This window comes from Streptomyces sp. NPDC028289, assembly GCF_055565975.1.
In genome coordinates this window covers 248,556-273,106 of the sequence record NZ_JBVHTI010000008.1, presented here as the reverse complement: position 1 = coordinate 273,106, position 24,551 = coordinate 248,556, and the positions used below count along the sequence as shown (strand labels likewise).

Here is a 24,551-nt window from a genome sequence, read left to right as displayed (position 1 = left end):
TTGCTCCTTGTGCGGGATGGCTCCCTGCCTCGTCGCCACGGTCCGTCCGGCACCCCAGCGACGGCAACTCGCATCGAGTCTGCATCGAGTCGGTCCGGGCGGCCCACCGAGCCGCCCGTGCCGCGGCCGTCAGGCGCCGTCCTGTCGCCGGAGGACGGCTCGAGGTCGCCGCTCCGGTACCGCTGAGCGGCCGTCCCGCTCCCCGCGTCCGTCCGGCTCCCCGGCGCCGGGCCGGGTGGGCCACCACACGCGGTCCCCGGCGTCCCGCACGAGCGCCGGGACCAGCAGGGAACGCACCACCAGGGTGTCCAGCAGCACGCCGAAGGCGACGATGAAGGCGATCTGCACCAGGAAGGCGAGCGGAATCACGCCGAGCGCCGCGAAGGTGGCGGCGAGCACCACACCGGCGGAGGTGATGACCCCGCCGGTGGTGACGAGCCCGCGCCGGACGCCTTCGACGGTGCCGTGGCGCAGGGTCTCCTCGCGGACCCGGGACATCAGGAAGATGTTGTAGTCGACGCCGAGGGCGACCAGGAAGACGAACCCGTACAGCGGCACGGACGGATCGGTGCCGCTGAAGCCGAACAGGTCACGGAAGACCAGCGCTGCCACGCCGAGGGTCGCGGTGAAGTTGAGGGCGACCGTCAGCACCAGCAGGACGGGCACGGCGAGGGAGCGCAGCAGCAGCACGAGGATGGCCAGGATGACGGCGAGCACCACCGGGACGATGACGGTGCGGTCGCGTTCGGCCGCGCGCAGGGTGTCGTACTGCTGCGCGGTGTAGCCGCCGACGAGGGCGTCCGCGCCGGGCAGCGCGTGCAGCGCGGCGCGCAGCCGGGCCACGGTGTCGCGGGCGGCCTGCGTGTCGGGAGCCGCGTTCGCGGTCGCCTCGAATCGGACCCGGCCGTCCACCCCGCGCGGACCGGCCGCCGGGCGACCCTGGGCGCCGGTCGCGGTCACCGCCGCGATGCCGGCGGTGCCGCGCAGGGTGCGCTCCACGCGGTCGGCGGAGGCGGCGTCGGCGAGGACCACCACTGGGGTGCCCGCGCCGGCCGGGAAGTGCCGGGCCAGGGTCTGCTGGGCGGTGACGGACGGCACGTGCCGGACGAACGTCTCGTCCAGCGGCACGCCCCGCGAGTCCAGGGTGAGCGCGCCCCCGGAGCAGACGAGCAGTCCGGTCAGGGCGAGGGCCCACACCCGCCGCGGCGCCCGGTCGACCAGGCGCGCGACGCGCTGCCACAGTCCGGTGGCGCCGGTCCCGCCCGCGGGCCTGGCCGGCCAGTAGGCGCGACGGCCGAGGACGGCCAGGACGGCCGGCAGGAAGGTGAGCGCGCTCAGGGCGGCGCAGGCGATCCCGACGGCGCCGACCGGCCCGAGGGCCCGGTTGTTGGTGAGGTCGCTCAGCAGCAGGGCGATCAGACCGAGGGCGACGGTGCCGGCGCTGGCCAGGACGGCCGGGGCGGAGCGGCGCAGGGCGGCGCGGGCGGCGGTGCGACGGTCCCGCCCCGCGGCCAGTTCCTCCCGGCAGCGGGCGGTGACCAGCAGCGCGTAGTCCGTCGCGGCGCCGATGACGAGGATGGACAGGATGCCCTGCACCTGCCCGTCGACGCGCACCAGACCGTGGTCGGCCAGGGCGTAGACGACGGCGCACGCCAGCCCGAGGGCGAACACCGCGCCGGTGATGACGACGAGCGGCAGCAGCAGGGACCGGTAGACCAGCAGCAGGATGACCAGGACGGCGGCCAGGGCGACCGCGAGCAGCACCCCGTCGATGCCGGAGAAGGCGTCCGCCAGGTCGGCCTGGGTGGCCGCCGGTCCTCCCAGCTGCACCCGGGTGCCGGGCACCGTCTCGGCTGCCGCCCGCACCCGTTGCAGCGTGGGTGCCAGCCGGTCGCCCAGATCGGGGCTCAGCGGCACGACGGCCTGGAGGGCGGCGCGGTCCTTCGAGGGCAGGGCCGGGGAGGGCGATCCGGCCGTCCCGGGCGTGCCGGCGAGCGCGGCCATCGCCGCGGTGGCCGACCGCTGCTGCCCGCTCACGGCGCCCCCGCCGTCGGCGGTCCACACCACGATGACCGGCAGGGACTCGCGCTGCTGGAAGGCGGCCTGCTCGCGCAGGACGCGGGTGGACTCGGCGCTGCGGGGCAGGAAGGCTGCCTGGTCGTTGGTGGCGACTTCACCGAGGCGTCCGGCGAAGGGCCCCAGGAGCGCCCCGACCACCAGCCAAACGGCGATCAGGGCGCACGGGGCGAGTTTGCGGGTCCGGCGGTGCGGGGGCGTCATGGGGCTCCTCGGGGCGAACAGCGGGAGAAAACTCGACCATAAACAATCTCAATGGTTGAGTAATCACAGGAGGCGATTCCTCCGTCGCAGCTTCTTGCCGCGCCGGTGATTCGGATGCGGGTGCCGCCGCCCCTGGGCGCGGACGGCGCCTCAGCGGCCGGCGGGCTCCCCGGGCACCTGGGCCAGGGCGTCGTTCAGCGCGGTCAGGAACCGCAGGGCCACGGTCATTTCGTCTGCGTCGAAGTCCGCGCCGGCCCGGCGCAGGGCGTCGGCGAGGGGACGGAAGTGGGTACGGGCGGCGGCGCGGGCGTCGTCGGCGTAGTGGAGGTGGACCACGCGGCGGTCGGCGTCCTCGCGCACCCGGCGGACGTGACCGGCGCGCTCCAGCCGGTCGACGCAGGCGGTGACCGCGCCGGAGGTGAGGCCGAGCACGGCACGCAGCCCGGTGGGGGTCATCGGCTCGGGAGCGTCGAGGATGGCGGCCAGCGCCTGCACGTCGGTGGCGTGCAGGTTCTGCCGGGCCGCGTACTGCTGGACGACCCGGCCGATCTCGCCGTGCATGCGGCGCAGCTGCACCGCGAAGGCGGACAGGTCGCCCGGGAAGGCGGGGAGACCCCCGGGCCCGGCGGCCACGGTGCGCCGTTCACCGGCGGCAGGGGACGCTTCCTCGGCGGCCCCGCCGCGCCGCCGCGGCGGGTGCCCTCCGCTCGTCACCGTGTTCACCGGCGCATCGTACCCGGGTGATCGCGAGTCACGGCCGGGTCGCGGGCGTATCGGGTGCCATGGCGAGACCCGGGCAAGGAGAAGCCGTGGCGACGACGGCGGACCGGCCTCCTGTGCCTGGTGGCCGGGGCCAGCGGCTACGTCGGCGAACGGCTCGTGCCCGAACCGCTCGCCTCCGGGTACCGGGAGCGCCGCCTGGCCCGCTCCCCCGGCGAACTGCGCGACCGCCCCGGGGCCGGGGAGGTGCAGGTGGTCCGCGGGGACGTCACCGGCCCGGTCGCCGTCGGTGCCGCGATGCGGGGCGGCGCCGTGGCCTGCCACCTGGTGCACCCGCTCGGCACCGGACGCGGCTTCGAGGACGCCGACCGCGCCGGCGCCCGCGTCTTCGGCGCACGGGCCGCCCACGCCGGCGGGCGCCGCATCGCCCGCCTGGGCGGGCTGACCCCGGCCGGGGTGCCCGAGCGCGAACTGTCGCCTGATCCGCGCTGCCGGTCGGAGGCCCCCTCCCGGACAGGGCGTGCGCCGCCGCGACGGTTCCCCGCCTTCCCCGGCAAACCCGTTCGCCGGACGAGCGGGCACTCTGCTTGGCTCACCCCATGAGCGACCTCCACATCCGCCACGCCACCCTCTCGGACATCGACACCGTGCTGGGGTTCTGGCGTGACGCCGCAGAAGGAACGAGCATCAGCGACGACCACGACGGAGTGGCCGGGCTCGTCGCACGAGACCCAGAAGCCCTGCTCCTCGCCATGCGCGGCGACCTCCTCGCGGGAACCGTCATAGCCGGCTTCGACGGATGGCGATGCTCCGTCTACCGACTGGCCGTCCACCCTGGCCACCGCAGGCAGGGCATCGCCACCGCCCTGCTGCAGGCCGCGGAAGAACGCTTCGCCGCCCTGGGCGGGCGACGCGTCGACGCCATGGTCCTGGAAGCCAACGAACGGGCCCATCACACATGGGCCGCGCGTGGCTACCTCCGCGAGGACCACTGGCGACGCTGGGTGAAGCCCCTCTGGGCCCGGGGCGGCGCAGCATGCTCGTGAGCATCCGGGATCGGACGGCCGAAGGCCTGCCGGGGAGCGGTTCGCACGGCAGGGCGGGCGGCGCGGAGACGCGATGGTGCCGACGCGCCACGAGACCGGCCACCATGCCCGGCGGGGTACCTGCCGCGGGGAAGGTGGCGGCGGGTGAGGCCACCGGCAGGAGGGCACCGAGTACACGCTTTGCCGATCCTTTACCATTGAGGGAATCGTCCCGTCACTCCCTGAAAGGTGTGTGAGCGCCCCCCATGGGCGAGCCTCCCAGTCCTGTCCGTCGGCAATGCCGCGCGGTCCCGACCGCCCTGTCCGACCATGGGACGGAGGTGACCCGATGACCGAAGTGCTCCTCCTGCTGGTGGCGATCCTGCTGTCGCTCGCCTGCGGTGCCTTCGTCGCGGCCGAGTTCTCGCTGACCACGGTCGAGCGCGGCGAGCTGGAGCGTGCCGTGCAGCGCGGAGAGCGCGGGGCGGCAGGTGCCCTCAAGGCCGTACGGAACCTGACGTTCCAGCTGTCGGGGGCACAGCTCGGCATCACGGTCACCAACCTGGTGGTCGGCATGCTCGCCGAACCCTCGATCGCCAAGCTGCTGGCCGGCCCGCTGGAGGCGGTCGGCATCGGGGCGTCGGCGGCGAGCTCGCTCGCGCTGGTGATCGGCACCGCGCTGTCCACGGTGTTCCTGATGGTCGTCGGCGAGCTGGTGCCCAAGAACTGGGCGATCTCCTCGCCGCTGGCCGTGGCCAAGCGGGTGGGCAACGCCCAGCGCTGGTTCAGCGGGGCCTTCCGGCCGTTCATCACGCATCTGAACAACACGGCGAACCGCCTGGTACGGCGGCTGGGCATCGAGCCCGCCGAGGAGCTGGCCTCCGCCCGCGGGCCCCAGGAGCTGGCCGCGCTGGCCCGGCACTCCGCCAAGCAGGGCGCGCTGGAGCCGGACACCGCCGAGCTGTTCGTGCGCACGCTCAACCTCGCCGATCTCACCGCCGAGAACGTGATGACCCCGCGCGTCCAGGTCGTCGCCCTGGAGGTCCGGGCGACCTGCGAGGACGTGGCGAACGCGACCCGGGCGACCGGCCTGTCCCGCTTCCCGGTCTACCGGGACAGCCTGGACTCGGTGGTCGGCACCGCCCACATCAAGGACGTCCTGGCCATGCCCGCCGAGGAGCGGGCCCGGGTCCGGGTCGCCCAGATGATGCGCGAGCCGCTGCTGGTCCCCGAGTCCCTCACCGTCGACCGTCTCCTGGACCGCCTCGGCGGCCGGCGCACCATGGCCGTCGTCATCGACGAGTACGGCGGTACGGCCGGGGTCGCCACCCTGGAGGACATCGTCGAGGAGGTCGTCGGCGAGGTTCGCGACGAGCACGACCCGCACGAGACGCCCGACCTGGCCCCCGCAGGCGCCGACACGGCGGGCCGCGCGCTCTACTCGGCGGACGGCGCGGCCCGCATGGACCAGCTCGCGCGCGTGGGGCTCCGGGTGCCCGAGGGGCCGTACGAGACGCTGGCCGGGCTGGTCGCGGCCGAGCTGGGCCGGATACCGGAGACCGGGGACAGCGTCGAGGTCGCCGGGTGGCGGCTCGACGTGGTGGACGCGTCGGGGAGGCGGGCGGCCCGGGTGCTGCTGCACGCGCCGCTCGACGACGAGACGGGGCAGGAGGGGCAGCGGTGACCGCCGTACAGCTGCTGATCGGTTTCGCGACGCTGGTCGTGAACGCCTTCTTCGTGGGCGCCGAGTTCGCGCTGATCTCCGTGCGCCGCTCCCAGATCGAGCCGCACGCGGAGGCGGGCGACCGGCGGGCCAGGAGCGTGCTGTGGGGCTTGGAGCACGTGTCCGCACTCCTGGCCGCCGCCCAGCTCGGCATCACGCTGTGCACGCTGGTGCTGGGCGTGGTCGCGGAGCCGGCGATCGCGCATCTCCTGGAGCCGGTGTTCCACGCGGTCGGCGTGCCCACGAGCGCGGGCCATGTCGTGTCCTTCGTGATCGCTCTGTCCCTCGCGACCTACCTGCACATGCTGCTGGGCGAGATGGTGCCGAAGAACGTGGCGCTGGCCGAGCCGGTGCGCAGCGCGCTGCTCCTCGGCCCTCCCCTGGTCGCCCTGTCCCGGGCGCTGCGCCCGGTGATCTTCACGATCAACGCCTTCGCGAACGGCCTGCTCAAGCTGCTCCGGGTGGAGACCAGGGACGAGGTCTCGGCGACCTTCACGGACACCGAGCTCGCCGAGATCGTCAAGGACGCCAGCGAGGCGGGCCTGATCGACGACCGGGCGCAGGAGCGGCTGCACGACGCCCTGGAGCTGGGCCGCAGGCCGGTGCGGGACGTGGTGGTGCCGCTGGAACGCGTCGTCTACGCGCGCGTGGGCGTCACCCCGGAGGAGCTGGAGCGGCTGTCGGCGGAGTCGGGCTTCTCCCGGTTCCCGGTGGTGGACGAGGGGCGGCGGATCGTCGGCTATCTGCACGTCAAGGACGCGCTGGACGCGTCGCCCCACGACGAGGCGTTCCGGCTGCGGGACATGCGGCCGATCGCGCGGGTGCGGGAGAGCACACCGCTGGACGACGTGCTCACCGCGATGCGCGGCACCCGCACCCACCTGGCGGGCGTCCTCGGCGACGACGGACGGATGGCCGGGCTGGTGACCATGGAGGACGTGCTGCGGGAGCTGTTCGGGCAGCACGCGTAGGCCTCACCGGAGCAGGAGTCCTCGTCGGAGGGAGTGACCGACCGACGGGTATGCGCCCCGGGATACCATTTCTGTCGCCATGCAGAAGAACCCGGTGCTTCCCGCACACTCCAGTCTGGTCGCGATCGGCGACTCCTTCACCGAGGGCATGTCGGACCTGCGGTCCGACGGCTCCTACCGGGGCTGGGCGGACGTCCTCGCCGCCCGGATGGCCGCCCGCACCCCCGGCTTCCGCTACGCCAACCTCGCGGTGCGCGGCAAGCTGATCGGGCAGATCGTCGAGGAGCAGGTGGACAGGGCGGTCGCGATGCGGCCCGACGTGATCACCCTGGTCGGCGGCCTCAACGACACACTGCGCCCCAAGTGCGACATGGTCCGGGTCCGGGACCTGCTCACCGAGGCGGTGGAGCGGCTGGCGCCGGCCTGCGACCAGCTGGTGCTGATGCGCAGCCCCGGCCGCCAGGGCCCGGTCCTGGAGCGGTTCCGGCCGCGCATGGAGGAGCTGTTCGGCGTCGTCGACGCACTGGCCGAGCGGCACGGTGCCCTGGTCGTCGACCTGTACGGCGCGCCCTCGCTGGCCGACCCCCGGATGTGGGACGTGGACCGGCTGCACCTGACGGCCGAGGGGCACCGCAGGGTCGCCGAGGCGGTCTGGCAGACCCTCGGCTACGACCCCGAGGACACCGAGTGGCGCACGCCGATCCCGGCCACGGCGCCGCCCGGCTGGGTCGCGCGCCGGGTCGCGGACGCCCGCTTCACCAGGCAGCACCTGCTGCCGTGGATAGGCCGCCGGCTGACCGGCCGCTCCTCGGGCGACGGCCGCGCGCCGAAGCGGCCGGAACTGCTGCCGTACGAGGCGTGAGGCCGCTCCCGTGCCCACCCGGGTGATCAATGTCAGGGGCCGGATCCACGAGTTCGGCCCCCGGCTGGAACGCGCCCCCGCGGACGTCGTCTACGTGGGCCGCCGCTGGACCATGGGCGGCTGGGACCTGCCCCGGCATCCCCTGTACAACCCCTTCGCGTACGACACCCCGAAGAAGAAGCGGGACGGCACCCGGGCCGAGGTGATGGCGATGTACCGGGCGTACCTGCTGGAGCGGCCCGAGCTGCTGGAGCTGGTGGCCGGACTGCGCGGGAAGACCCTGGCCTGCTGGTGCGCGCCGGAGCCGTGCCACGCGGACGTGCTGGCGGAGCTGGCCGGCGTCCCGGAGCGGTGACGCGGCTCTCGTATGTTCACACGAGCGAGCCCGCGACGCTGGCCTGCAGGAATCGCCAGTAGAATCCGTACACTGTTCTACGTCGAGTGCGTAATTCCCAGGTCAAAGGCACTTTCTAGCGATCAACAAGTGATCGTTTCTCACAAACTCTCACACGACGCTTTCTGCATCCGTGCTGTGGAATGCATCCCAGGCTGTCGCAGCTGGGCGCAGATCGTCAACATTCGGGTGAACGTACTTGGCCTTGGTGAAGGCCGCGTTGGCGTGTCCGGCCCACGCGGCGAGGACGACGTCGGGGACTCCGTTCACCGCCAGGTAGGTCAGGCACGAGTGGCGGGCGTCGTACAACCGCACTCTGCGCAGCTCCAGCTCCCGCATGAGGCGATACGCCTTTTCTCGCAGGTGGCGGGTGTTCATCGGCCTGCCGAGGGCGTCGACCGCGGCGTACTCCGAGTCGGTGTACCCCTCGCCTGCGGCGAGCTTCTCGCGGGCCTGCCGCGCCTTGAACTTCTTCAGGGCATCCAGCGCTTTGGACGGCAGAGGCAGGACGCGTTCACCGGCCTCCGTCTTGGTGTCTTTCTCCAGCACCTGAACGTTGCCGATCATCGTCCGGGTGTTCGCCGTCTCCAGCGTGCCAAGCTTCAGGTCGATGTCCGACCACCGCAGGCCGCAAACTTCGGCGGGCCGCAGACCCATAAGGCTGAGCAGCATCGGCGCGTACAGCCGGTCCCGCTCGATGCCCCGGATGAACCGCTGCACCTCCTCGACGTTCCAGGGCTTCTCCCGCCTGCGCTCCCGCTTGTCGGCCTTCTTGTCCTGAAGCGCGACACGCACGTACTGGGCAGGGCTGACCGGGATCAGCTTGCGAACAACGGCACGCCCGAGAGCCTCGCGGAGGCGAGTCAGAACGCCCTCAACAGTCGACACTGCTAGCCGACCGCCGGCCACTCCACCCTTGCGCCGTCCGCTGGATACGAGACCGTCGATGAAGTCCTGAATGTGGTCCTCCGTCAGCTCCTGTAGACGGATGTGCCCGAGCTTGTCGTAGACATGCACCAGGGCAAGCCGGTACGTACGGATCGTCGTTTCCTCGACGTCGCGCCGCTTGTGCTCCAGCCACTCGTCGAGCCACTCCCCCAGGGTCATCTTGATCGGCGCGATGAACGTGCCGGCGTTCCGCTGGTGCTTGATCCGCGCATACTCGTCGCGCGCTTCTTTTACCGTGTCGTATGTGCAGGTCAGCTGCTTGCGCTTGCCGTTCTCATCGCGGCCGACGTCGATAACGAAGCGGTACCGGACAGCGCCGTTGCGCAACGCGATCTTCTTGATCGGGTCAGCCATCACTCTCCCTTCTAGGTGCTTCGCCCTGTTCATCGCGCAGGGCTGCGTTCGTCCGCTGAAGCCAACGCGCAGCTACCAGCGGTTGCCGTGACTTCGGCATCCATTGCAAAGCGCGTGCCATGTCGGCCACGTCCGTCGACGGCAGGAAGCCCACTCCGCCGATCCAGTCACGGGCCGCCCCCGCTGTCGCGCGCACTCCGGGAGCGATGCTGTATGGGGCATCATCGTCAAGCTCCGGCGCCACAAGTAGGTCCACCGGCTGTACGCCGAGCACGTATGCGAGGGCAAGCAGTTCTTCCGCATCGACGCGACGCTCACCGCGTTCGATGCGCCGCAGGCCGAGAATAGGAATCGGACGCCCGATCTCAGCGAGATCTTCGGACAGCTTCACGAAGGTGAGCCGCTGACCTTCGCGAATTCGCTTGATGTTGTGCATCAGCGTCTCGCCGACAGGACCGATGAGCGTCTTCTGCTTCTCCGCCATGGCCACAGTCTGGCATCAAAATGATCGGAACACAAGGTGCACTTGATGCACTTGCGGATCGCAGGCGCACCGGTAATCATGGTGCCATGACACATCAGAATGAGCGTTTGCACGCTCAGATTGACGTCAACCTGGTGCAGATTCCGGACCCCAAGAAGTCGCCCACGATCTCCGTACCTGCCGCCGCCCACCTCGCGGGCGTTGCCCGCCGGACCGGCTACGCCGCAGCCGAACGCGGCGAATGGCCCGTCATCCGCACCGGCCGCGCCGTACGCGTACGGACCCGCGACTTCCTGACGCAGTGCGGCTACCTGGCGGACGCCTCGTGAACACCGCACCGACCCTCGCCGAGATCCGTGAATGGCCCGCCACGGTGTCCATGGCCCAGGCGGCGACCGCACTCGGCTGCTCGCGCTCGTGGCTGTACGCGCGGGTCAAGAGAGGCGACGCACCCGTGCGGACGCTGGCCCACGGGCGCCGGGTGGTCGTCGTGACCGCCAGCCTCGTGCGCGTCCTGGAAACCCCCTGAAATGGCGAAGCCCCGGGCTCTCCCGCCCGGGGCCCTCTCGCCTCCATTCACCGCCCGATGAAAGGAGCTGGCACAAATAATGGTACAGAATTCCGCCTTGCTTGACAGCAGCTTCGACGATGCCGAGCCGCCGTTCCCCACGGTCCGCGTGTACGCGCTGCTTGACGACGCCGGGCGCCCCGTATACGTGGGCGTCACCACCCTCAACGAAGAAAACCGCGCGTACCGGCACTGGGTCCGCCGACACGATACGGACATACGGCGCTGGAATCCCCGCCTCGCCGAGTGGCTGAGCAGCCTCGACGGCCCGCCGAGCGTCTCGCTCATCTACTCGGCGCCGTACGACCAGCGTCATACCGCAGAGGGTGCGGCGGAGCTCGCGTACCGGCAAGCCGGGTACCTCCTGCCGCTGAACATCCGGATCGGCCAGCACTGGCCGGACGAGGCGCGCGCCCGGATCTCGGAGGGGATGCGGCGGCATCACGCGCAGCGGCGCGAACTCGCCTCGGCATGAAATTGCCCCCCGTGCACGCGCCGGTGTTACGAGCACCGGCGAAGCGCGGGGGGCTCAACGCCACCAACGACAGCCCCCGGATCTTTGCGGGACACCAGGGCGGTCGTCGTAAGAGAAAGGCGCGGTGCCCAGGATGGCACAGGCCGCAGGCGTCGAGTCAACCTCGTCGTCAACCCCTCACGAAGCGGAGGGGACGCTGCCCGGAGCGACGTTGCCGGGCCCCGACGATATGCCGGACGGCGCGTACGGGCAGACCGCACGAGCGTATTGGGAAGCCGGCTGGCAGCCGCTGCCCCTCCCGGCGGGGAAGAAGTTCCCACCGCCGAAAGGGTTCACCGGCAAGACCGCGTTCCACGAGACCCTCACCACTGAGCACGTAGCCGCGTGGAGCAGCAGCCGTCGGCTCAGCAACATCGCTCTGCGTATGCCGAACGGCGCGGTCGCCATCGACGTGGACGCTTACCTCAAGGGCGGCAAGGTCAAGGACGGCGAGACCACCCTTCGCCAGATCGTCGAGAAGTATGGGCCGCTGCCCAAGACCGTCATGTCGACGGCCCGCCCGGACAGCGTCGGCCAGCTGCTGTACCGGCTGCCCACCATCGACCACCCCGACTTCCCCGCCGAGATGGGCGGCATGCCGATCGTGCTGCCCGGCGTCCTCGGCCCCGGTATCGAAGCGATCCAGCACCACCACCGGTACACCGTCGCGTGGCCGTCCACGAACCCCGATGCCGGCGGCGCCGTCTACCGCTGGTATCTGCCCGACGAGGACTACACCGGCCAGGACTTCTGGGAACACCGACGCCTCGCCCTCGAAGGGTTTATCCCCCGCGTGGACGAGCTGCCGGAGCTGCCCGAGGCTTGGTGCCACGTCGTCACGATCGGCAGCAAGCCGGGCGTCGCACGCGGTGAGAGCGCTGCTCCGCTCGGCACCTACGAGGTACAGCACCTCCTGGAACAGATGGCGACGGAGCGCGACCTCGATCCCAAGCTCGCCAACACCATCCTCTCGTCGTACCAGAGCGGCGTCACCGCTGGAAAGGCCCGGCACGACAGCTGCCTCAGCGCACTGACCTGGGCGTTCAAGGCTGGTGCCGCCGGGCTGATCGACCCGTCGCCCGTCGTCAACACCCTCGACGCGATGTTCGTCTCGGACACCCACGACCGGCATGTCCCGGGGGAGTTCGCCTCCATGGCCGGGTGGGCAGCCGCCAACGGGACCGCGGACGCGGACGCCTACCGCAGGAAGTGGGACGAGAAGAACGCCTGGAGGGCGGGTGCTCCGGTCGCCTCCTCCATCCCGGCTCAGGCGGGTGCTCCTGCCGAAGACGCAGGGGTGACGCCCTCGATGTCGACCGTCCACGCGTCCGACTACAAGGTCATCACGGACGAGAACGGTACCCGGCGCGTCCTCACCGAGGCGGCCAAGGCTCGCATCATCGCCCAGACGAACGGCGAGGCTACTTCTCCGGCGGAGGAAGCACCCACCGAAGAAGTAGTAACCGTCATCCCGGGCCGCATCCCGCCCGAGTTCTGGGACCGCCGCCCGGTCCTGAGGCACGTCCGCCAGGCGGCGCACTCCCAGTGCTGCTCCTCCGACGTCTTCCTCTACGCCTACATGGCCCGCATATCCGCCATGCTCGACCACCGCATCCGAGTCAACACGGGGGCCAAGCAGCCCGTGTGCCCCAACATCTACGTCGGCATCTGCGCCAAGTCCGGCACGAACAAGTCTTCCTCGGTCGCCGGGTCGCGCGACCTCACCTACGCCCCCGAGCACCGCGACGTCCTCGACGGTGTCCCGATCGGTACTGGCGAAGGCATGGCCGAGGGGCTCATGGGGACCGTCCAGGAGGACGACCCCGACGGGAAGACCGCCAAGGACGGAACCGTCAAGCAGGTGGCCGTTCGTAAGCAGGTACGCCACAACATCTTCTTCGAGGTGGACGAGGGCGAGACGCTGATCCGCCTGGGCAGCCGCGACGGATCGTCCCTGTGGCCCTCGATCCGCTCGGCGTGGACCGGCGGACCTCTCGGCCAGCTCAACGCCACCGCCGAGCGCAACCGCGTCATCCCGCCGCGGTCGTACACCATCAGCATGGTCGTCGGCTTCCAGTTCTCCAACGCCCTGAAGGTGATCCAGGACGACGAGACGGGCACCGCGCAGCGGTTCGTCTGGTGCAACGCCGTCGACCCGGACATCCCGATGGACCCGGTCGACTGGCCCGGTGAACTCCCGCACTGCCCGCAGGAGATGACTCTCACGCTCGCCCAGGCTGCGCAGGGGCCGAAGGCCGAGCGTCTCATCGAGATGCCGCTGGAGCTGAAGCGCACGATCCGCCAGGACATCGTCCTCCGTGGACGCGGTGACGGAAGCGTGGACGCCGACAAGCTCAACGCCCACGCCAACCTCTCCAAGGTCAAGCTGGCGGCTCTCCTGGCCCTCATGGAGGGCCGCGACGCCATCAACATGGAGGACTGGGAGCTGGCGGAGATCCTCTGGGACGCGTCTTGCGAGCTTCGCAGCCACCTCATCGCCGAGGCGCGCCGAGAGGCCGAGGAGAAGCTGAGGGAGAAGAACGAGGCCGACCTGAACAAGGCCATCACCATCCACACGTCCAAGGCTGCCGCGGACCGCTCGATCGAGATCCGCGCTAGGTGGGTCTGGGAGAAGGTCTCGGACGGAACGCGGACCCTCGGAGAGCTGAACAAGAAGCTTGGATCCGGGGTCCGGCACACCCTGCGTCCGGGTGTCGAACTCGCTGTCGTCCGCGACTGGGTGCGCATCGACGACAACGGTGAGCTGTCCGTCGGTCCGTCTCAGCCGGGTGGTGGTACCTGATCGGGTAGGTACCACCCTCAAGGCCCCCAGCACTCGCTGGGGGCCTTTCTTGTGCCGGTTTGGTGCGGTGGTACCCACTATGTCTGGTGGTACTTCGAGGTGCCACCTTCGGACATAACAGACATTGATATGTCCTATATGTCGGGAGGTGGTACGTGGTAGTACCACCTCGGGGTCGGCCCGTGTGTTCTGCCTACGCAAAAGTGGATTCTTATATCTATCTTAAATGGAGAGCAAAAAGAGCAGGTCGGGTACTGCTTACTGAAGGCGATGAACGTCACGGAGAGTGAGTGGCACTTCTCCCCCCACCATACGAGCGGAGGTGCCACCAGGTACCACCTACCACCTCCCGGCATTTCGGACATCGTCGACCGGGGAGGTGTATCCGGGCGGGGTCCCCGGGGTGCAGGCGGCCGACTGTCGGAACGCCCGCCGTGGCGAAGCCTGGAGGGGCAGAATGCGCCCGTGGATGAACTCTGGGTCGCACTCATAGCGGCGGGCTCGGCGGTGGCAGGTGCCGCAGTCGGAGGCTGGTTCGCCAGGAGCGCCGGCATACGACAGGCCGAGGCCGCGAAGCACGCCGGAGACCGTCAGGCCGACGCGATGCTGGCGACCGTTCGGGCCACCCTGGACGAGCAGAGGCGTGCCCGTCTTGAGGAGAGCCGCCGGGACACCTATGTCGAGTTCCTCAAGGCCGCTCACGAGGTGGCGGTGAACCCTCACGACGATGACCTGGCCAGGGACATGTACAAGTGCCTCACCCAGGTGCAGGTCGCGGGTCGCTATCCCGTGGTCATGGTGGCTCTCGGATACTGGGATCGAGTCAGGGAGTGGAGGGCCGGCCGCACGGAAGACCAGGTGGAGGCCATGGCCCGAGCGCACAGCGATTTCATCATCGCCGTACATCGAGCTTTGGGCATCGAGAGCGGCTATCCCATTCCCCGGCCGCAGTCTCCCGCGCCATAAGCGGGCGAACCCCTTCTCCGAGATGGAGGAGGGGCTTAGGCGCGCGCCTCTGTGGGACCGTCAGACGGCTTGCTTCGCTAGGTGGTGTAAATGGTCGGCCTGCTCACGCCAAGCTCGTCAGCGATCTGCTGGACCGTGTGGAGACGCTTCCCGTCGGCGCCCACCTCGTCGTACATCTGCTGGGCCAAGGCGATCTGACGGGCCTTGAGTTTCGGCTTCTGGCCGCCGGTGCGTCCGCGGGCGCGAGCGGCCTCCAGGCCCTGCTTGGTGCGCTCGACCATCAGGGAGTGCTCGAACTCGGCGATGGCGCCGATGATGTTGAAGAAGAGGCGACCGGCCGGGGTGCTCGTGTCGATGCCCTGATCGAGGACAACGAGACCGACGCCCTTCTCCTGGAGCTGGTCCGAGAGGTCCATCAGGTTGCGCAGGGATCGACCCAGACGGTCCAGCTTGGTGATGACGAGGTGGTCGCCCGCGCGGAGGACCAGGAGGGCCTTGTCGAGTTCCGGTCGGGATGCCAGCTTGCCGCTGAGCTTGTCGATGAAGATCTCGTCGCAGCCCGCGGTCTTGAGGGCGTCGTGCTGGGACAGGCGCGGTCAGGGCATGCGGAAGCCCCGGCACGGTGGCAGGGGCTTTGTGGTGGATCAGCGGGTGGCGAACAAGTCCTCGTGATCATCACCGTCGGGGCGCTGGTGCCAAAGAATTTCCTCGGCTTCGGTGAGGACCCTCTCGCCGTTCAGGTCGACAAGCGGCACGCGCCTGTCCATGCCTGCTGACGTCAACTCCTCGGGTGTCGTCAGGCGGAGCCCGCAGACGCGACAACCGAACCGGAGCGGGAGAGCCTCTGCGGGCGTTTCCTGCCTGATCAGGACGGGAGGACCGGTGAGCAACGCCCCAAAGCTGCGGCAGGCGGGACACTCGCGTGGCAGTCGTACTGACCGGAATTCGGGCCTGGCGTCGGCAGTCCGCATCGAGTGTGCCTCCACATACGCCTCCCGGGCGGCAGGAAAAAGGTCCTTGGTGCGTTCCGCGAGCCGATAGCGCGCCTGTTCCACAAGTCGGCCGAAGTGAAGGGCCGCCTTCTCCACCGCCTCGTTCAACGTCAGCTCGACCAGTCCGTAGTGGGGTCCCCAAAACCGTGCAGCGCCGTAGTCGCCCCAAGCCGCCAGCAACGTCTTGGTGGTTTTGACGAATACGGTCAGAGCGTCGAACGACCCGTCATGCGCTGCCAGTAGGTGGGCGACGCCGTTCCGCAGCTCGATCAGGTCGTCCAGGTCGGAGTCCTTGGCCTGGGGAAGGACGCCAAGCCGCCTCAGGCGGGTGATGGCTTGCGCTGCTCCGATGGTGCGGATCTTCTTGGCCTGTTCTAGGCCGGCGATCTGGAAGAGGGCGTCATCGTTCCCCTTCATCTCCAGCAGGAGGAAGGGGCTCTTCTTCGCCAGTACTGCCTTCGCCAACCGTTCGATGCTCACGCCTGCATGGAGGAGGAAGACCTCCTCGTCATCGTTCGCGTGAGCATCCATGGCGGAGTGCGCGAACCTCTTCGCACCCGAGATCAGGCCGGTGAAGGTCTCTTCGACGTTCATGAGAGGACGGTAGCGGCGCTTGTACTACAGGGCGATCGGTTTGATGGGGAGGCCAGGGGAAGAGGGCCTGGAGTCACTCCCAGTCGTCGACGTCGGAGTGGAGGAATTGCGCCACCTTCCGCCGGAACGCGACGTCTGAGATCTCGGATTCGCCGATGAAGCGTGCAGTTCTAGCCGCAAGTCGCGCGTCAACTGCTCCGATGTCCATCCCGGCGGCTGCAAGTTCGTCTCGCGTGACGAGCCGTAGGTGACACATGGAGCAGTGCAGGGCGAACACGCTGAGGGGCGACGCCTCCTCGGCGCGCTGGCCCACCGCTCGTATGGCGGCTGCGCTATCGCAGGCGGGGCAGATATTCTCACCTTCGACGTGGATACCAGTCTCCGTCTCGATCACCGAGACGTTCTCCAGACTGAACTGCTCGATCACGAGGCGTCGATGAAGGTGATCAGGTAGATCTGAGAACCGATCGTCGTAGCGATGCTTTGCCTGCGCAATCCGGACCTGTACGTTTCGTTCGATCTCGCTCTTTCGCCGATCAACAGCCGCGCTTACCGTGCTCTCCCAGCGCCCCCAAAATCGGCCGATGGGAACGTTAACCTCCGCCAGCAGAATGGTGACGTTCTCGGCGAGCGGTGGAATCAGCGACTTGGCCCCGTCGCCGCTGCTGGCGTGAGCCGTGCCATTGCGCAATTCGATCAGTTTGTCGAGCTTCTCACCCGGAGGTAGCACTCCGAGCTTGCGAAGCCGCAGGATCGCCTCCCTTGCCCCCACCGTACGGATCTTGTCGGCATCCATGTCGAGGTGGCCACCGAAGTAGAGGAGTAGGTCGGCACTCCCCTTGTTCATGTCCAAGAGGTACACCGGGTTCTTCGACACCAGCACGGCCTTGGCGAGCTTCTCGACGGCAACGCCGCCCTGAAGGGCGAAGTCGTCGTACTCACCACGTCCGTGGGCTTCCATGGCTTTGTGAGCCGCCTTGCTGGCACCTTCGAAGAAGCTCTCGAATGAGAGGTTACCGTCCATGGATGGACGGTAACCGCCCCTGTACTACAGGTGCGATCGAATTGTCGGATCCGTGTCCACTGTGGCCGCAGCAGGAGTCACAGCCGGGGAAACGACCGCTTGACCTCGCTAAGCGGGTCGGCGAAGCCGTCGAACTCACTGCTCCTCTTGAGGGCGAGTGGAGGCCAGGAGAACGTTTGATGCGGAACCGTCCCCGCTCGCGACGGAGTTCCGATCAACATCCAATTCTTCAAGATCACTTATCCTGACACGTGCAATAGTCCTTTATGCCCGTTAATCCCGAGCGAGGTGTCATGCTGATCCGTCCCGCCCCGAGTTACCCCGCCTACATCCCGATGCCCGGCGACGAGGTGTGGGCTCGCTGCTCACCGGTCGCCGCCTTCACCCGCGCCGTCGTCACGGCGGTTGCCCCGTGTCGGGATCCCCGTCTTGTGCGCGTCGGATTCCGCTGGGTCGAGAGCAATGCGCAGCTCGACACCCCTGCCCGGGTGGGTGTCCGGCCTTCGGTGAAGATCTGGCGGGACGGCGGCGGGGCCGTGATGGTCCGCCCTCACCCCTGCGAGTGATCTCTGAATCTTCGTGACCTTTCGGCGTCCCACATGATCACGTCTTATCCGACTTCGTGATCCAGCCACCCTGCCAGACTCGGGTTGACCAGCGGCTTCGGGAGGGAAGGCACGATGTTCGCCAGGGGTGACATGCGGTGGGCCGAGTGGGCGGATGGCGCAGAGCACGAGATCGTCGAGGGTCGCGACTTCAGTACCCAACGCGCACTCCGCGCCGGTGCCTCGGCCTGGGCCAGGCGACGTAACATGACGGCCTCCGTACGCCGCATCCCGCCGGGCCCCGGCGAGACGGCCGGCGCTTCTCCGAAGTGCTTCCGGATCCGCTTCGAGGGCCCTGGTCTCGACCGCATCACCAGACGCCCCCGGTGGGAGCAACTCGCCTTGTTCCCGCTGCGCCTCGTCTGTCGCCCGAGAAGGTCTCTTCCGGGCTCCTGAGTGTCACTCTGATAGCCGTTCGGGGTGATGGTGAGTGACGCCTCCGAAGGGTGCCCTCCGCCTCGCTCGGGCCCGCCAGGCGTCCCGCTCCGCCCGGTCGTCCTCGGTGAGTTCGTCCTGCTCCGACAGGCGTACGGTGGTCCGGTCGCCGTGGTCGCGGGGTCCTTCTGGGTGCTGGACGATCTCGTCCGCCCAGATGCCGGTCGACCCGACAGCGGCGAACTCGATCCGGCCGCCGAGGGCTCGAACGTACGCCTCGACCACCGAGAAGCGCACGTTCGGGAAGTCTCGCTCGATCTGGCCTGGGCGTGCCTTCGAAACGCCCATGCGTCGGGCAAGTTCTAGTTGCGACAGTCCCGACAGCCGACGAAGGTCGGCCAGGGTTAGGCCTTGTGCAGTGTTTTCGTCCGTCATACGCGTCACAATCTCAGCTGATCGTCGACCGGTGGCAGCCACAGTCACAGCGCCGCATGAGCAGTAGCCCGGAGCACGGGGTAGCGGTACATGCTGTCCATCTGACGGCGCTGGGCGTGGAGATCTGCGTATCCCGGCCGACTAGCCAATGCGCACTCCGCCGACCTAGTACGGTCGTCCGCCGCGGCGGCGTGCGCGGTCACGGCCGGGGCCTGGAGCCCGCCCGCCCCTACTGCATGGGGTGCTCGGGCCAAGCGGGAGCGGGACTCAGGCGCGAGCCTGGACGATGAGCGTGCCGATATGCCCGGCCTTCGGAGCCTCCACCACCGTCGCCTCGGCCGTGGCGAACCCCGCCCGGAGCAGATGCCGCTCCCACACCGCGGGCTTGTAGCTGTACCGGTAGGTGAACATGGCCTTCCCCGCGAACCCGCCCTTGTACATGCCCTGCGGCCCGTAGGCGCCCGGGATGGCCGGCGGCTGAGAGAACACGAACACGCCCCCCGGGACCAGGTGCTCGCGGACGAGCGGGAAGAGGCCGGACGGGTCGGTGAACCAGGCCGCCCCGAAGATCGAGTACACGGCGTCGTACCGGCCCTCGTCGGCGGCGAGCCAGTCCAGGACCTCGCCCTGCTCGATCCGGACACCGAGCGGCGACCACTTCTCGCCCGCGCGCTGTACCATCCGCGGCGACAGGTCGACACCGGTCGCCTTGACGCCCTGCTGCGCGAGGCTGGCCAGCGCGCGGCCGGTGCCGCAGCCGACCTCGAGGACGGACTCCGGGGCGCCCAGGAGTTCCGGGCCGGGGCCGTGGCCCGCGTACTGGGTCCAGCAGAACGAGGGCTCGGCGTCGTCCTTGAACGCCGACTCGGCGAAGGCGTCCCACAGTTCGGTCTCGGCGGCGATGTCGTGCGGTACGGGCACAGGTGATCCTCTGGTTTGTCGGGAGGCGGGAGCCCCCGCCCTCGGGGTGCTGTGAGGACGGGGGCGACTGTAGCCGGGTCAGTGGCTGTCGGGGACCTTGTCGTCGCACGGGGAGCAGTCGGTGCCGTCGATGGCCCACAGCTCCTCGTCGATCGCCCACCCCTGGGAGCGGAGGAAGTCGCCCGTGCGCAGGCACAGGCCGTCGCGGCGGCGCTCGATGAACGGAGCGTGGTGCTTGAACCGGCCGCCGTTGTAGAGGCGGCAGATGCCCCACCAGACGGGTGTGTCGAGGATGAGCTGGTGGACGCCGATGTCGACGAGCTTGCCGACGCCGAGGTGGACGTCGGAGTTCTCGATGGAGCCCATGACGTACATGACGGCGTTGCCGAGGATCCGTTCGGCCATGTCGCGGACCATGGTGTGATCGCGCAGGAGCAGGGCGACCTCGCGGTCCCACAGGCTCATGCCGGAGTCGAACACGTTGACAGTCAGCTCGGTGATGTGCGGAGCGACCGCGTTGAGGAGTTCCTGCGGGTCCCGCGTGAGAGTCCCGGCGGGCTGTTCGAGTGTGACGGTCATTGACCTGCCCTTCTGGGGTGTCGTTGCCGTGCCGTGTGGTGCAACCCGCCCCGACTGCTCGACCCGTCCAGGGTTGGGGAGCCAGGCGCGGGAGTTCAGGGGATGGGCGGGTTACCGGCCGCCGAGGTTCTCGAAGTGATCGCACAGGGCCATCACGGACCGGGCAAGCTTCATCGCCACGGACATGCGCACGGGACGGTTGCCGCCGACGCCGAGGCGGAGTCGCATGCTGGCCTCCCGCGCGCCGGCGAGCACGCACTCGCGCGGGATGTCGCCCTTCGGGAAGCGGGCGGCCAGGGCCTCGACGGTGGGAATCAGCAGTTCGATCTGCCCACGCATCGCGATCCGCAGCGTCTCCAGGTCCTCGGCGCTGATGGGTTTCGCGTCGAAGGCGAGGATCCGGGCCGCAGTGGATCGCATGGTGGCGATATCCAGTGGAGCCTGATCCTGCTCTTCGGCCGTGAGCGGATGGGCTGTAGCTTGCCTCATGTCGGCGCTCCTCAGCAGCGTTGGCCGTGCCCCGGGAGGCTCCGCCGCCTCGCCGGGGTTTCGTCGTACCTCCCGACGCTAGGAGTTCGCGCAGAGCAGCAACCAGCAGTGTGCAGAACTGTGCAGCAGCTTCGATATGTAGTGCAGCCTTGGCGAATTCGCTCTCTTGACCGCGATCTCCGAGAGAGTGATCGTGTTGCAGAAAAATGCACATCACGTCGAGGGAGGCAGTCGTGTCACTACAGTTCATCGGGATCGACCCGCACACCGGCGACGATGAGAGCCCCACCGTCTGGGTCGACCAGGACAAGCGGGAACTCGTATTCCAGGGCTGGAAGCCCGACCCGGCACTCGAAGCCGAATGTGCCGCGTTCACGGTCCCCGGCCACGCCGTGGGTATCCCGGAGCACGAGGCTGTGATCAGGATCCCCGCCCGGATGGTGCCGATGATCAGGGAGGCGTGCGATGCCGTCGAGCGTTCCACCGATCGCTGAACTGATCGCAGGCTGCACCCACTCGGCGGTCCACCTCGAAATGCGTGACGGCTACGCGGTCGACAAGGAGCGGGACCAGTTCGAGGCGTGGCGGCAGGGCTTCCGCCATGACCCGGCCGACCGCGTCTCGTGGTGGCGGCCGTGGCTCGACCTGATGCAGGAGACCGTCGGCCGCGGTGTCGTCGTGCGCCGGGCCCGGATCGTGTCCGAACCCGTCAGCGAGTACATCCGGTTCGAGTACTCGGGGACCTTCACGAACGTCGCGGCCGGCGAGTTGGTGCGGTGGCTGCCTCGCCGCCGTGCATCCGACATCGCCCTTCCCGGCAACGACTTCTGGCTCTTCGACGGCCGCCTGGTCCGGTGGAACCACTTCACCGGCGACGGGCACTCCGCTGGCCAGGAACTCTCCGACGACCCGGCCGCCGCCAAGCTGTGCGCCACCGCATTCGATGAGGTGTGGGCGAGAGCCATCCCCCACGACCAGTACGAGATCAACTAGTAGAAAGCGCCGGTACGCCAGCTCATGCCCGTCTCCCCGTCCTCGTCCGCCCAGGCCGCGCGGAAGGCCGTCGCCGAGCGGTTGCGCGGTCTCCGCAAAGAGACAGGGCTGACCATCACCGAGCTGGCGGACCGGTGCGGCTGGCATCACTCCAAGACGTCCCGCATCGAGAACGCCGTCACCGCGCCCACGGCCAACGACATCCGGCAGTGGTGCGCGGCCACCGGTGCGAGGTCCCAGGCGCAGGACATCGTCGTGCAGTCGGTGAACGCCGAGTCGCTGTACAGGGAGTGGCGCCACCAGACTCGACGTGGACTGACCCGTCTACAGGAAGAGACCGGCAAGCTCTTCCGGACCACCGACCTCTTCCGCGTGTACTCGTCCACGCTGGTTCCCGGTCTCCTCCAGACCGAGGGCTATGCGGCGGGTATCCTCTCCGCGTCGGCGCGGTTCCGTCAGCTCGCCGACGACGACAGTGCCCAGGCCGCGCGGGCTCGGATCGAACGCTCGCGGATCATCCACGACCCCGGGCGCCGCTTCGTCCTGGTCGTCGAAGAGTCCGTCTTGCGCTGTCAGATGACCGACGTCGACTCCATGGCCGCGCAACTCGGCTACCTGCTCACGGCTGGTGCGATCCCTACCGTGTCCCTCGGAATCATCCCGTCGGCCGTGCGCATGCGCTCCCAGTGGCCTCGGGAGACGTTCCACGTGTACGACGACAAGCTCGTCTCGGTCGAGCTGGTGTCTGCCCGGATGCGGATCAACCAGCCTTCCGAGATCGACCTGTATGTCAGAGCGTTCGAGGAACTCCGCGGAATGGCCGTGTATGGCACCGAGGCACGAGGCCTGATCGTGAAGGCAATCGAGGCACTGCGCTGACGGAAGTGCCGGGTCTACCCTCCCCGGCGTGACCGTCGCCGCAGTGACCCTCAACGTTGTCGCCGCCCTTCTCGAACTCGGCGGACTCGTATGGACCGTTCACGACATCCGTGGTGCCCGCCGACGCCTGTCGGACTACCTCCGCCGGCCCGGCAACGTATACGCATCACTGGGTGTCGCCACCGAGGCGTCCGTCGCGCTCACCTTGCGCCGGGCGAACCAGACACTTGAGGAGCGCGTCGACGATCTGGAGGCACAGCAGCGAAACCTCCCTGACGAGTTAAAAGCGCTGGAGAAGCGGATCACCGACCACCTGACAGGGGATTTCAGGGGCGCGCTAAAGGCCACGGAACGGACCATCGATGACAAGCTCGCCGGGCTGAGGGACTACATCGCGGGTGCCGAGGAACGCTGGTGGATCTCGTACCGGGGGCCGGTCGTTCTGGCGGTGGGTGTCGTGGTCGGCCTGGCGGGCAACATCGTCTCCAGCCTCTGACCGCCGATCTGCCGGGACACGGTTCGGATTCGGAACCTGAAGAACGCCTGCCACCAGCAGTAACGGGGGTTACGCTGCCATCCCTGATCCAGGAGGGGACCCATGGCGGATGACGCCGAACGCAAAGTGGAACGAGTGCAAGCAATCCTGGACCGGGCAATGCTCGCCCGAGCAAAGGAAACAGAAGCAGCGCAATACGCCCTTATCATGAGGGTAATGAAGCGTACAGCGTCGGGAGGGCTCGGCTTCATCGTTCTCGCCGGAACCCTGCTGACTGTATTTAAACCCTCTTTTATTGATCAGTCGAAGACGGATCCAGGAGTCGCGCTCACTGTGGCGGTCGGCGTCCTTTTGGGAATTGGTATCTTCGCAATCCCGTGGTTCATCACGCAGCGCGCATACATGAAGAACCAGAATAAAACGTTCGATCAACGCATGGCGGACGAGCGTGAACTTCACGCGAAAGCCATGGAGAAGCTGAGACTCGCCAGCGAGCTGACCACACTCATGGAGCTGAACCAGGACCAGATCAAGACCTACCACGACATCGTCACCGAGCAAGCGGACAAGTCCTTCAAGTCTTCCCGCATTGCGATGGGCGTCGGCATGGTTCTTTTGGTCGCCGCAGCTGTCGGAGGGGCCTGGGTACCCCTGGAACAGGTCCGCTGGTTCATCGGTGCTCTCGCCGCGTTCAGCACACTGCTGTCCGGCTACCTCAGCAAGACCTACCTCACCCTGTACAAGGAAGCGATCGGTCAGCTGAACCGGTACTTCGACCAGCCGGTCCTTAACAGCTACTACCTGGCTGCTGAACGGCTTGTCGGGCAGCTCGGACAAGATCACCAGGATGAGATCCGGAAGCAGGTCATCGGGGAGATCCTCGGAAACAGTGCCCGCATGAGCGGCAGGGCTATTTCACAGAAGAAGCAGTCCGAGAAACCCGCACCGAAGAAGCGTGCGCCGAAGCAACAGGCCACCATGAACGGGACTCCACAGACTTAACAGCTCGTGCGCTCCAGTTGGGAAGCTAGCGGTGTGAAATTTGTCTGAAATGTCGGAATCGCTATTGCGTCTTCAGGTGTATGGACTTTTTGCGACCCTGCGCCCGTAGTGTCAAAACTTTTCGAGGTAACTTTGTCAACCCCTTGGGGGCGTTGAGTTCTACGCACCCCATTGTCTGAAGCGTCGGCAATGCTAGAATTTCCGTGGCGAAAGCATCTTGCCTCGGACATTCGCCATCCCCTCCGTAGGCCCGTCGGAAGCGAGGCGAATGTGACGGCTATGGGTCCTCAGTCGGCGACGCTGGCAAACGTGGCCGCGTCGGCGAGCAGCGTGACGCTGATCAATGCAGCCGGTCAAGCCAAGGGGTGGACGGTCTATAACGATTCGACTGCTGTGCTCTACCTGAAGTACGGAGGTGGCGCCAGCAGTACGAGCCACACAATTCAGTTGGCAGCGGGTGCGTACTACGAATTCCCGCAGCCCGTGTACTCCGGAATCGTGACCGGTGTGTGGGCATCGGCAACGGGCAACGCCCGTGTGACGGAGTGGTGACCC

General features: G+C 68.4%; 28 protein-coding genes and 1 pseudogene. 18 read left to right on the top strand and 11 right to left on the bottom strand.

Annotation, left to right across the window (positions count from 1 at the left end; all coding sequences use genetic code 11):
- Positions 1-129: 129 nt before the first annotated feature.
- Together ACZ4UV_RS37790 and ACZ4UV_RS37785 are read right to left on the bottom strand one after the other, a co-directional pair.
- On the bottom strand, positions 130-2,280 hold the full coding sequence (locus ACZ4UV_RS37790) for an MMPL family transporter (protein ID WP_467844314.1): 2,151 nt from the start codon (positions 2,278-2,280) through the stop codon (positions 130-132).
- Between the two features lie 150 nt (positions 2,281-2,430).
- Positions 2,431-2,913, bottom strand: coding sequence for a MarR family winged helix-turn-helix transcriptional regulator (locus tag ACZ4UV_RS37785; RefSeq protein ID WP_451017574.1), 483 nt, complete (start codon positions 2,911-2,913; stop codon positions 2,431-2,433).
- Positions 2,914-3,057: 144 nt separating this feature from the next.
- On the opposite strand from ACZ4UV_RS37785, the pseudogene ACZ4UV_RS37780 reads away from it, so the two are divergent.
- From ACZ4UV_RS37780 to ACZ4UV_RS37755, 6 genes and pseudogenes are all read left to right on the top strand, one after another.
- A pseudogene (locus ACZ4UV_RS37780) lies at positions 3,058-3,501 on the top strand (NAD(P)H-binding protein); the annotation flags it as partial.
- Between the two features lie 98 nt (positions 3,502-3,599).
- On the top strand, positions 3,600-4,046 hold the full coding sequence (locus tag ACZ4UV_RS37775) for a GNAT family N-acetyltransferase (protein ID WP_451017568.1): 447 nt from the start codon (positions 3,600-3,602) through the stop codon (positions 4,044-4,046).
- A 328-nt stretch (positions 4,047-4,374) separates the two neighbouring features.
- Complete coding sequence (locus tag ACZ4UV_RS37770) at positions 4,375-5,709, top strand: hemolysin family protein (protein WP_467844310.1); 1,335 nt, start codon at positions 4,375-4,377, stop codon at positions 5,707-5,709.
- Positions 5,706-6,719, top strand: coding sequence for a hemolysin family protein (locus ACZ4UV_RS37765; protein WP_390047191.1), 1,014 nt, complete (start codon positions 5,706-5,708; stop codon positions 6,717-6,719). Before ACZ4UV_RS37770 ends, ACZ4UV_RS37765 begins: the two co-directional genes overlap by 4 nt.
- Before the next feature lie 79 nt (positions 6,720-6,798).
- A complete protein-coding gene (locus ACZ4UV_RS37760; RefSeq protein WP_451017571.1) occupies positions 6,799-7,581 on the top strand; it encodes an SGNH/GDSL hydrolase family protein in 783 nt (260 codons plus the stop codon).
- 10 nt (positions 7,582-7,591) lie between these two features.
- Positions 7,592-7,936 (top strand): DUF4326 domain-containing protein, encoded by a 345-nt coding sequence (locus ACZ4UV_RS37755; RefSeq protein WP_451017572.1) that lies wholly within the window; start codon positions 7,592-7,594, stop codon positions 7,934-7,936.
- Between the two features lie 150 nt (positions 7,937-8,086).
- Here ACZ4UV_RS37755 and ACZ4UV_RS37750 read toward each other — a convergent pair whose 3' ends face one another.
- Both ACZ4UV_RS37750 and ACZ4UV_RS37745 read right to left on the bottom strand, forming a co-directional pair.
- Entirely contained in the window at positions 8,087-9,277 is a 1,191-nt protein-coding gene (locus ACZ4UV_RS37750; protein ID WP_390637851.1) for a site-specific integrase, read from the bottom strand.
- The gene (locus tag ACZ4UV_RS37745) at positions 9,270-9,761 is read right to left on the bottom strand and encodes a helix-turn-helix domain-containing protein (RefSeq protein ID WP_390637850.1); all 492 of its coding nucleotides are present in this window, start codon (positions 9,759-9,761) and stop codon (positions 9,270-9,272) included. The genes ACZ4UV_RS37750 and ACZ4UV_RS37745 overlap by 8 nt, the downstream gene beginning before the upstream one ends.
- Positions 9,762-9,868: 107 nt before the next feature.
- Here ACZ4UV_RS37745 and ACZ4UV_RS37740 point away from each other — a divergent pair, with 107 nt between their 5' ends.
- The 5 genes from ACZ4UV_RS37740 to ACZ4UV_RS37720 all read left to right on the top strand — a co-directional run bounded on the left by ACZ4UV_RS37740 (position 9,869) and on the right by ACZ4UV_RS37720 (position 14,612).
- The gene (locus tag ACZ4UV_RS37740; RefSeq protein WP_467844304.1) at positions 9,869-10,090 is read left to right on the top strand and encodes a MerR family transcriptional regulator; all 222 of its coding nucleotides are present in this window, start codon (positions 9,869-9,871) and stop codon (positions 10,088-10,090) included.
- Positions 10,087-10,290, top strand: a complete 204-nt coding sequence (locus ACZ4UV_RS37735) for a DNA-binding protein (RefSeq protein ID WP_467844302.1) — start codon at positions 10,087-10,089, stop codon at positions 10,288-10,290. The genes ACZ4UV_RS37740 and ACZ4UV_RS37735 overlap by 4 nt, the downstream gene beginning before the upstream one ends.
- Positions 10,291-10,387: 97 nt before the next feature.
- On the top strand, positions 10,388-10,804 hold the full coding sequence (locus ACZ4UV_RS37730; RefSeq protein WP_467844299.1) for a hypothetical protein: 417 nt from the start codon (positions 10,388-10,390) through the stop codon (positions 10,802-10,804).
- A 211-nt stretch (positions 10,805-11,015) separates the two neighbouring features.
- Positions 11,016-13,646: a bifunctional DNA primase/polymerase gene (locus tag ACZ4UV_RS37725; RefSeq protein ID WP_467844296.1), complete on the top strand. Its 2,631-nt coding sequence runs from the start codon at positions 11,016-11,018 to the stop codon at positions 13,644-13,646.
- 465 nt (positions 13,647-14,111) lie between these two features.
- Positions 14,112-14,612 (top strand): hypothetical protein, encoded by a 501-nt coding sequence (locus tag ACZ4UV_RS37720; protein ID WP_467844294.1) that lies wholly within the window; start codon positions 14,112-14,114, stop codon positions 14,610-14,612.
- A 77-nt stretch (positions 14,613-14,689) separates the two neighbouring features.
- Here ACZ4UV_RS37720 and ACZ4UV_RS37715 read toward each other — a convergent pair whose 3' ends face one another.
- The 3 genes from ACZ4UV_RS37715 to ACZ4UV_RS37705 form a co-directional block, all read right to left on the bottom strand.
- Positions 14,690-15,202 (bottom strand): recombinase family protein, encoded by a 513-nt coding sequence (locus ACZ4UV_RS37715; RefSeq protein WP_467844790.1) that lies wholly within the window; start codon positions 15,200-15,202, stop codon positions 14,690-14,692.
- A gap of 54 nt (positions 15,203-15,256) precedes the next feature.
- Positions 15,257-16,198 (bottom strand): hypothetical protein, encoded by a 942-nt coding sequence (locus tag ACZ4UV_RS37710; protein WP_467844291.1) that lies wholly within the window; start codon positions 16,196-16,198, stop codon positions 15,257-15,259.
- A 73-nt stretch (positions 16,199-16,271) separates the two neighbouring features.
- Positions 16,272-17,222, bottom strand: a complete 951-nt coding sequence (locus tag ACZ4UV_RS37705) for a hypothetical protein (protein ID WP_467844288.1) — start codon at positions 17,220-17,222, stop codon at positions 16,272-16,274.
- 293 nt (positions 17,223-17,515) lie between these two features.
- On the opposite strand from ACZ4UV_RS37705, the gene ACZ4UV_RS37700 reads away from it, so the two are divergent.
- On the top strand, positions 17,516-17,788 hold the full coding sequence (locus ACZ4UV_RS37700; RefSeq protein WP_467844286.1) for a hypothetical protein: 273 nt from the start codon (positions 17,516-17,518) through the stop codon (positions 17,786-17,788).
- 438 nt (positions 17,789-18,226) lie between these two features.
- Here the strand turns inward: ACZ4UV_RS37700 and ACZ4UV_RS37695 are convergent, their stop codons facing one another.
- The 4 genes from ACZ4UV_RS37695 to ACZ4UV_RS37680 form a co-directional block, all read right to left on the bottom strand.
- The gene (locus ACZ4UV_RS37695; RefSeq protein ID WP_467844283.1) at positions 18,227-18,637 is read right to left on the bottom strand and encodes a helix-turn-helix domain-containing protein; all 411 of its coding nucleotides are present in this window, start codon (positions 18,635-18,637) and stop codon (positions 18,227-18,229) included.
- A 267-nt stretch (positions 18,638-18,904) separates the two neighbouring features.
- A complete protein-coding gene (locus tag ACZ4UV_RS37690) occupies positions 18,905-19,558 on the bottom strand; it encodes a class I SAM-dependent methyltransferase (protein WP_467844281.1) in 654 nt (217 codons plus the stop codon).
- Positions 19,559-19,636: 78 nt separating this feature from the next.
- Entirely contained in the window at positions 19,637-20,137 is a 501-nt protein-coding gene (locus ACZ4UV_RS37685; RefSeq protein WP_467844279.1) for a glycine-rich domain-containing protein, read from the bottom strand.
- Between the two features lie 111 nt (positions 20,138-20,248).
- Positions 20,249-20,557 carry a DUF6415 family natural product biosynthesis protein gene (locus ACZ4UV_RS37680; protein ID WP_467844276.1) on the bottom strand — a complete coding sequence of 103 codons (309 nt, stop codon included), beginning with the start codon at positions 20,555-20,557 and terminating at the stop codon, positions 20,249-20,251.
- Between the two features lie 302 nt (positions 20,558-20,859).
- Here ACZ4UV_RS37680 and ACZ4UV_RS37675 point away from each other — a divergent pair, with 302 nt between their 5' ends.
- From ACZ4UV_RS37675 to ACZ4UV_RS37650, 6 genes are all read left to right on the top strand, one after another.
- Positions 20,860-21,120 (top strand): hypothetical protein, encoded by a 261-nt coding sequence (locus ACZ4UV_RS37675; protein WP_467844274.1) that lies wholly within the window; start codon positions 20,860-20,862, stop codon positions 21,118-21,120.
- Positions 21,092-21,619 (top strand): DUF6879 family protein, encoded by a 528-nt coding sequence (locus tag ACZ4UV_RS37670; RefSeq protein ID WP_390637837.1) that lies wholly within the window; start codon positions 21,092-21,094, stop codon positions 21,617-21,619. The genes ACZ4UV_RS37675 and ACZ4UV_RS37670 overlap by 29 nt, the downstream gene beginning before the upstream one ends.
- 24 nt (positions 21,620-21,643) lie before the next feature.
- Positions 21,644-22,498 carry a helix-turn-helix domain-containing protein gene (locus ACZ4UV_RS37665; RefSeq protein ID WP_467844272.1) on the top strand — a complete coding sequence of 285 codons (855 nt, stop codon included), beginning with the start codon at positions 21,644-21,646 and terminating at the stop codon, positions 22,496-22,498.
- Positions 22,499-22,526: 28 nt separating this feature from the next.
- Positions 22,527-22,994, top strand: coding sequence for a hypothetical protein (locus ACZ4UV_RS37660; RefSeq protein WP_467844269.1), 468 nt, complete (start codon positions 22,527-22,529; stop codon positions 22,992-22,994).
- Positions 22,995-23,096: 102 nt separating this feature from the next.
- Entirely contained in the window at positions 23,097-23,996 is a 900-nt protein-coding gene (locus ACZ4UV_RS37655) for a DUF485 domain-containing protein (RefSeq protein WP_467844267.1), read from the top strand.
- Positions 23,997-24,305: 309 nt separating this feature from the next.
- On the top strand, positions 24,306-24,548 hold the full coding sequence (locus tag ACZ4UV_RS37650; RefSeq protein ID WP_467844264.1) for a hypothetical protein: 243 nt from the start codon (positions 24,306-24,308) through the stop codon (positions 24,546-24,548).
- The last annotated feature ends 3 nt before the right edge of the window (positions 24,549-24,551 follow it).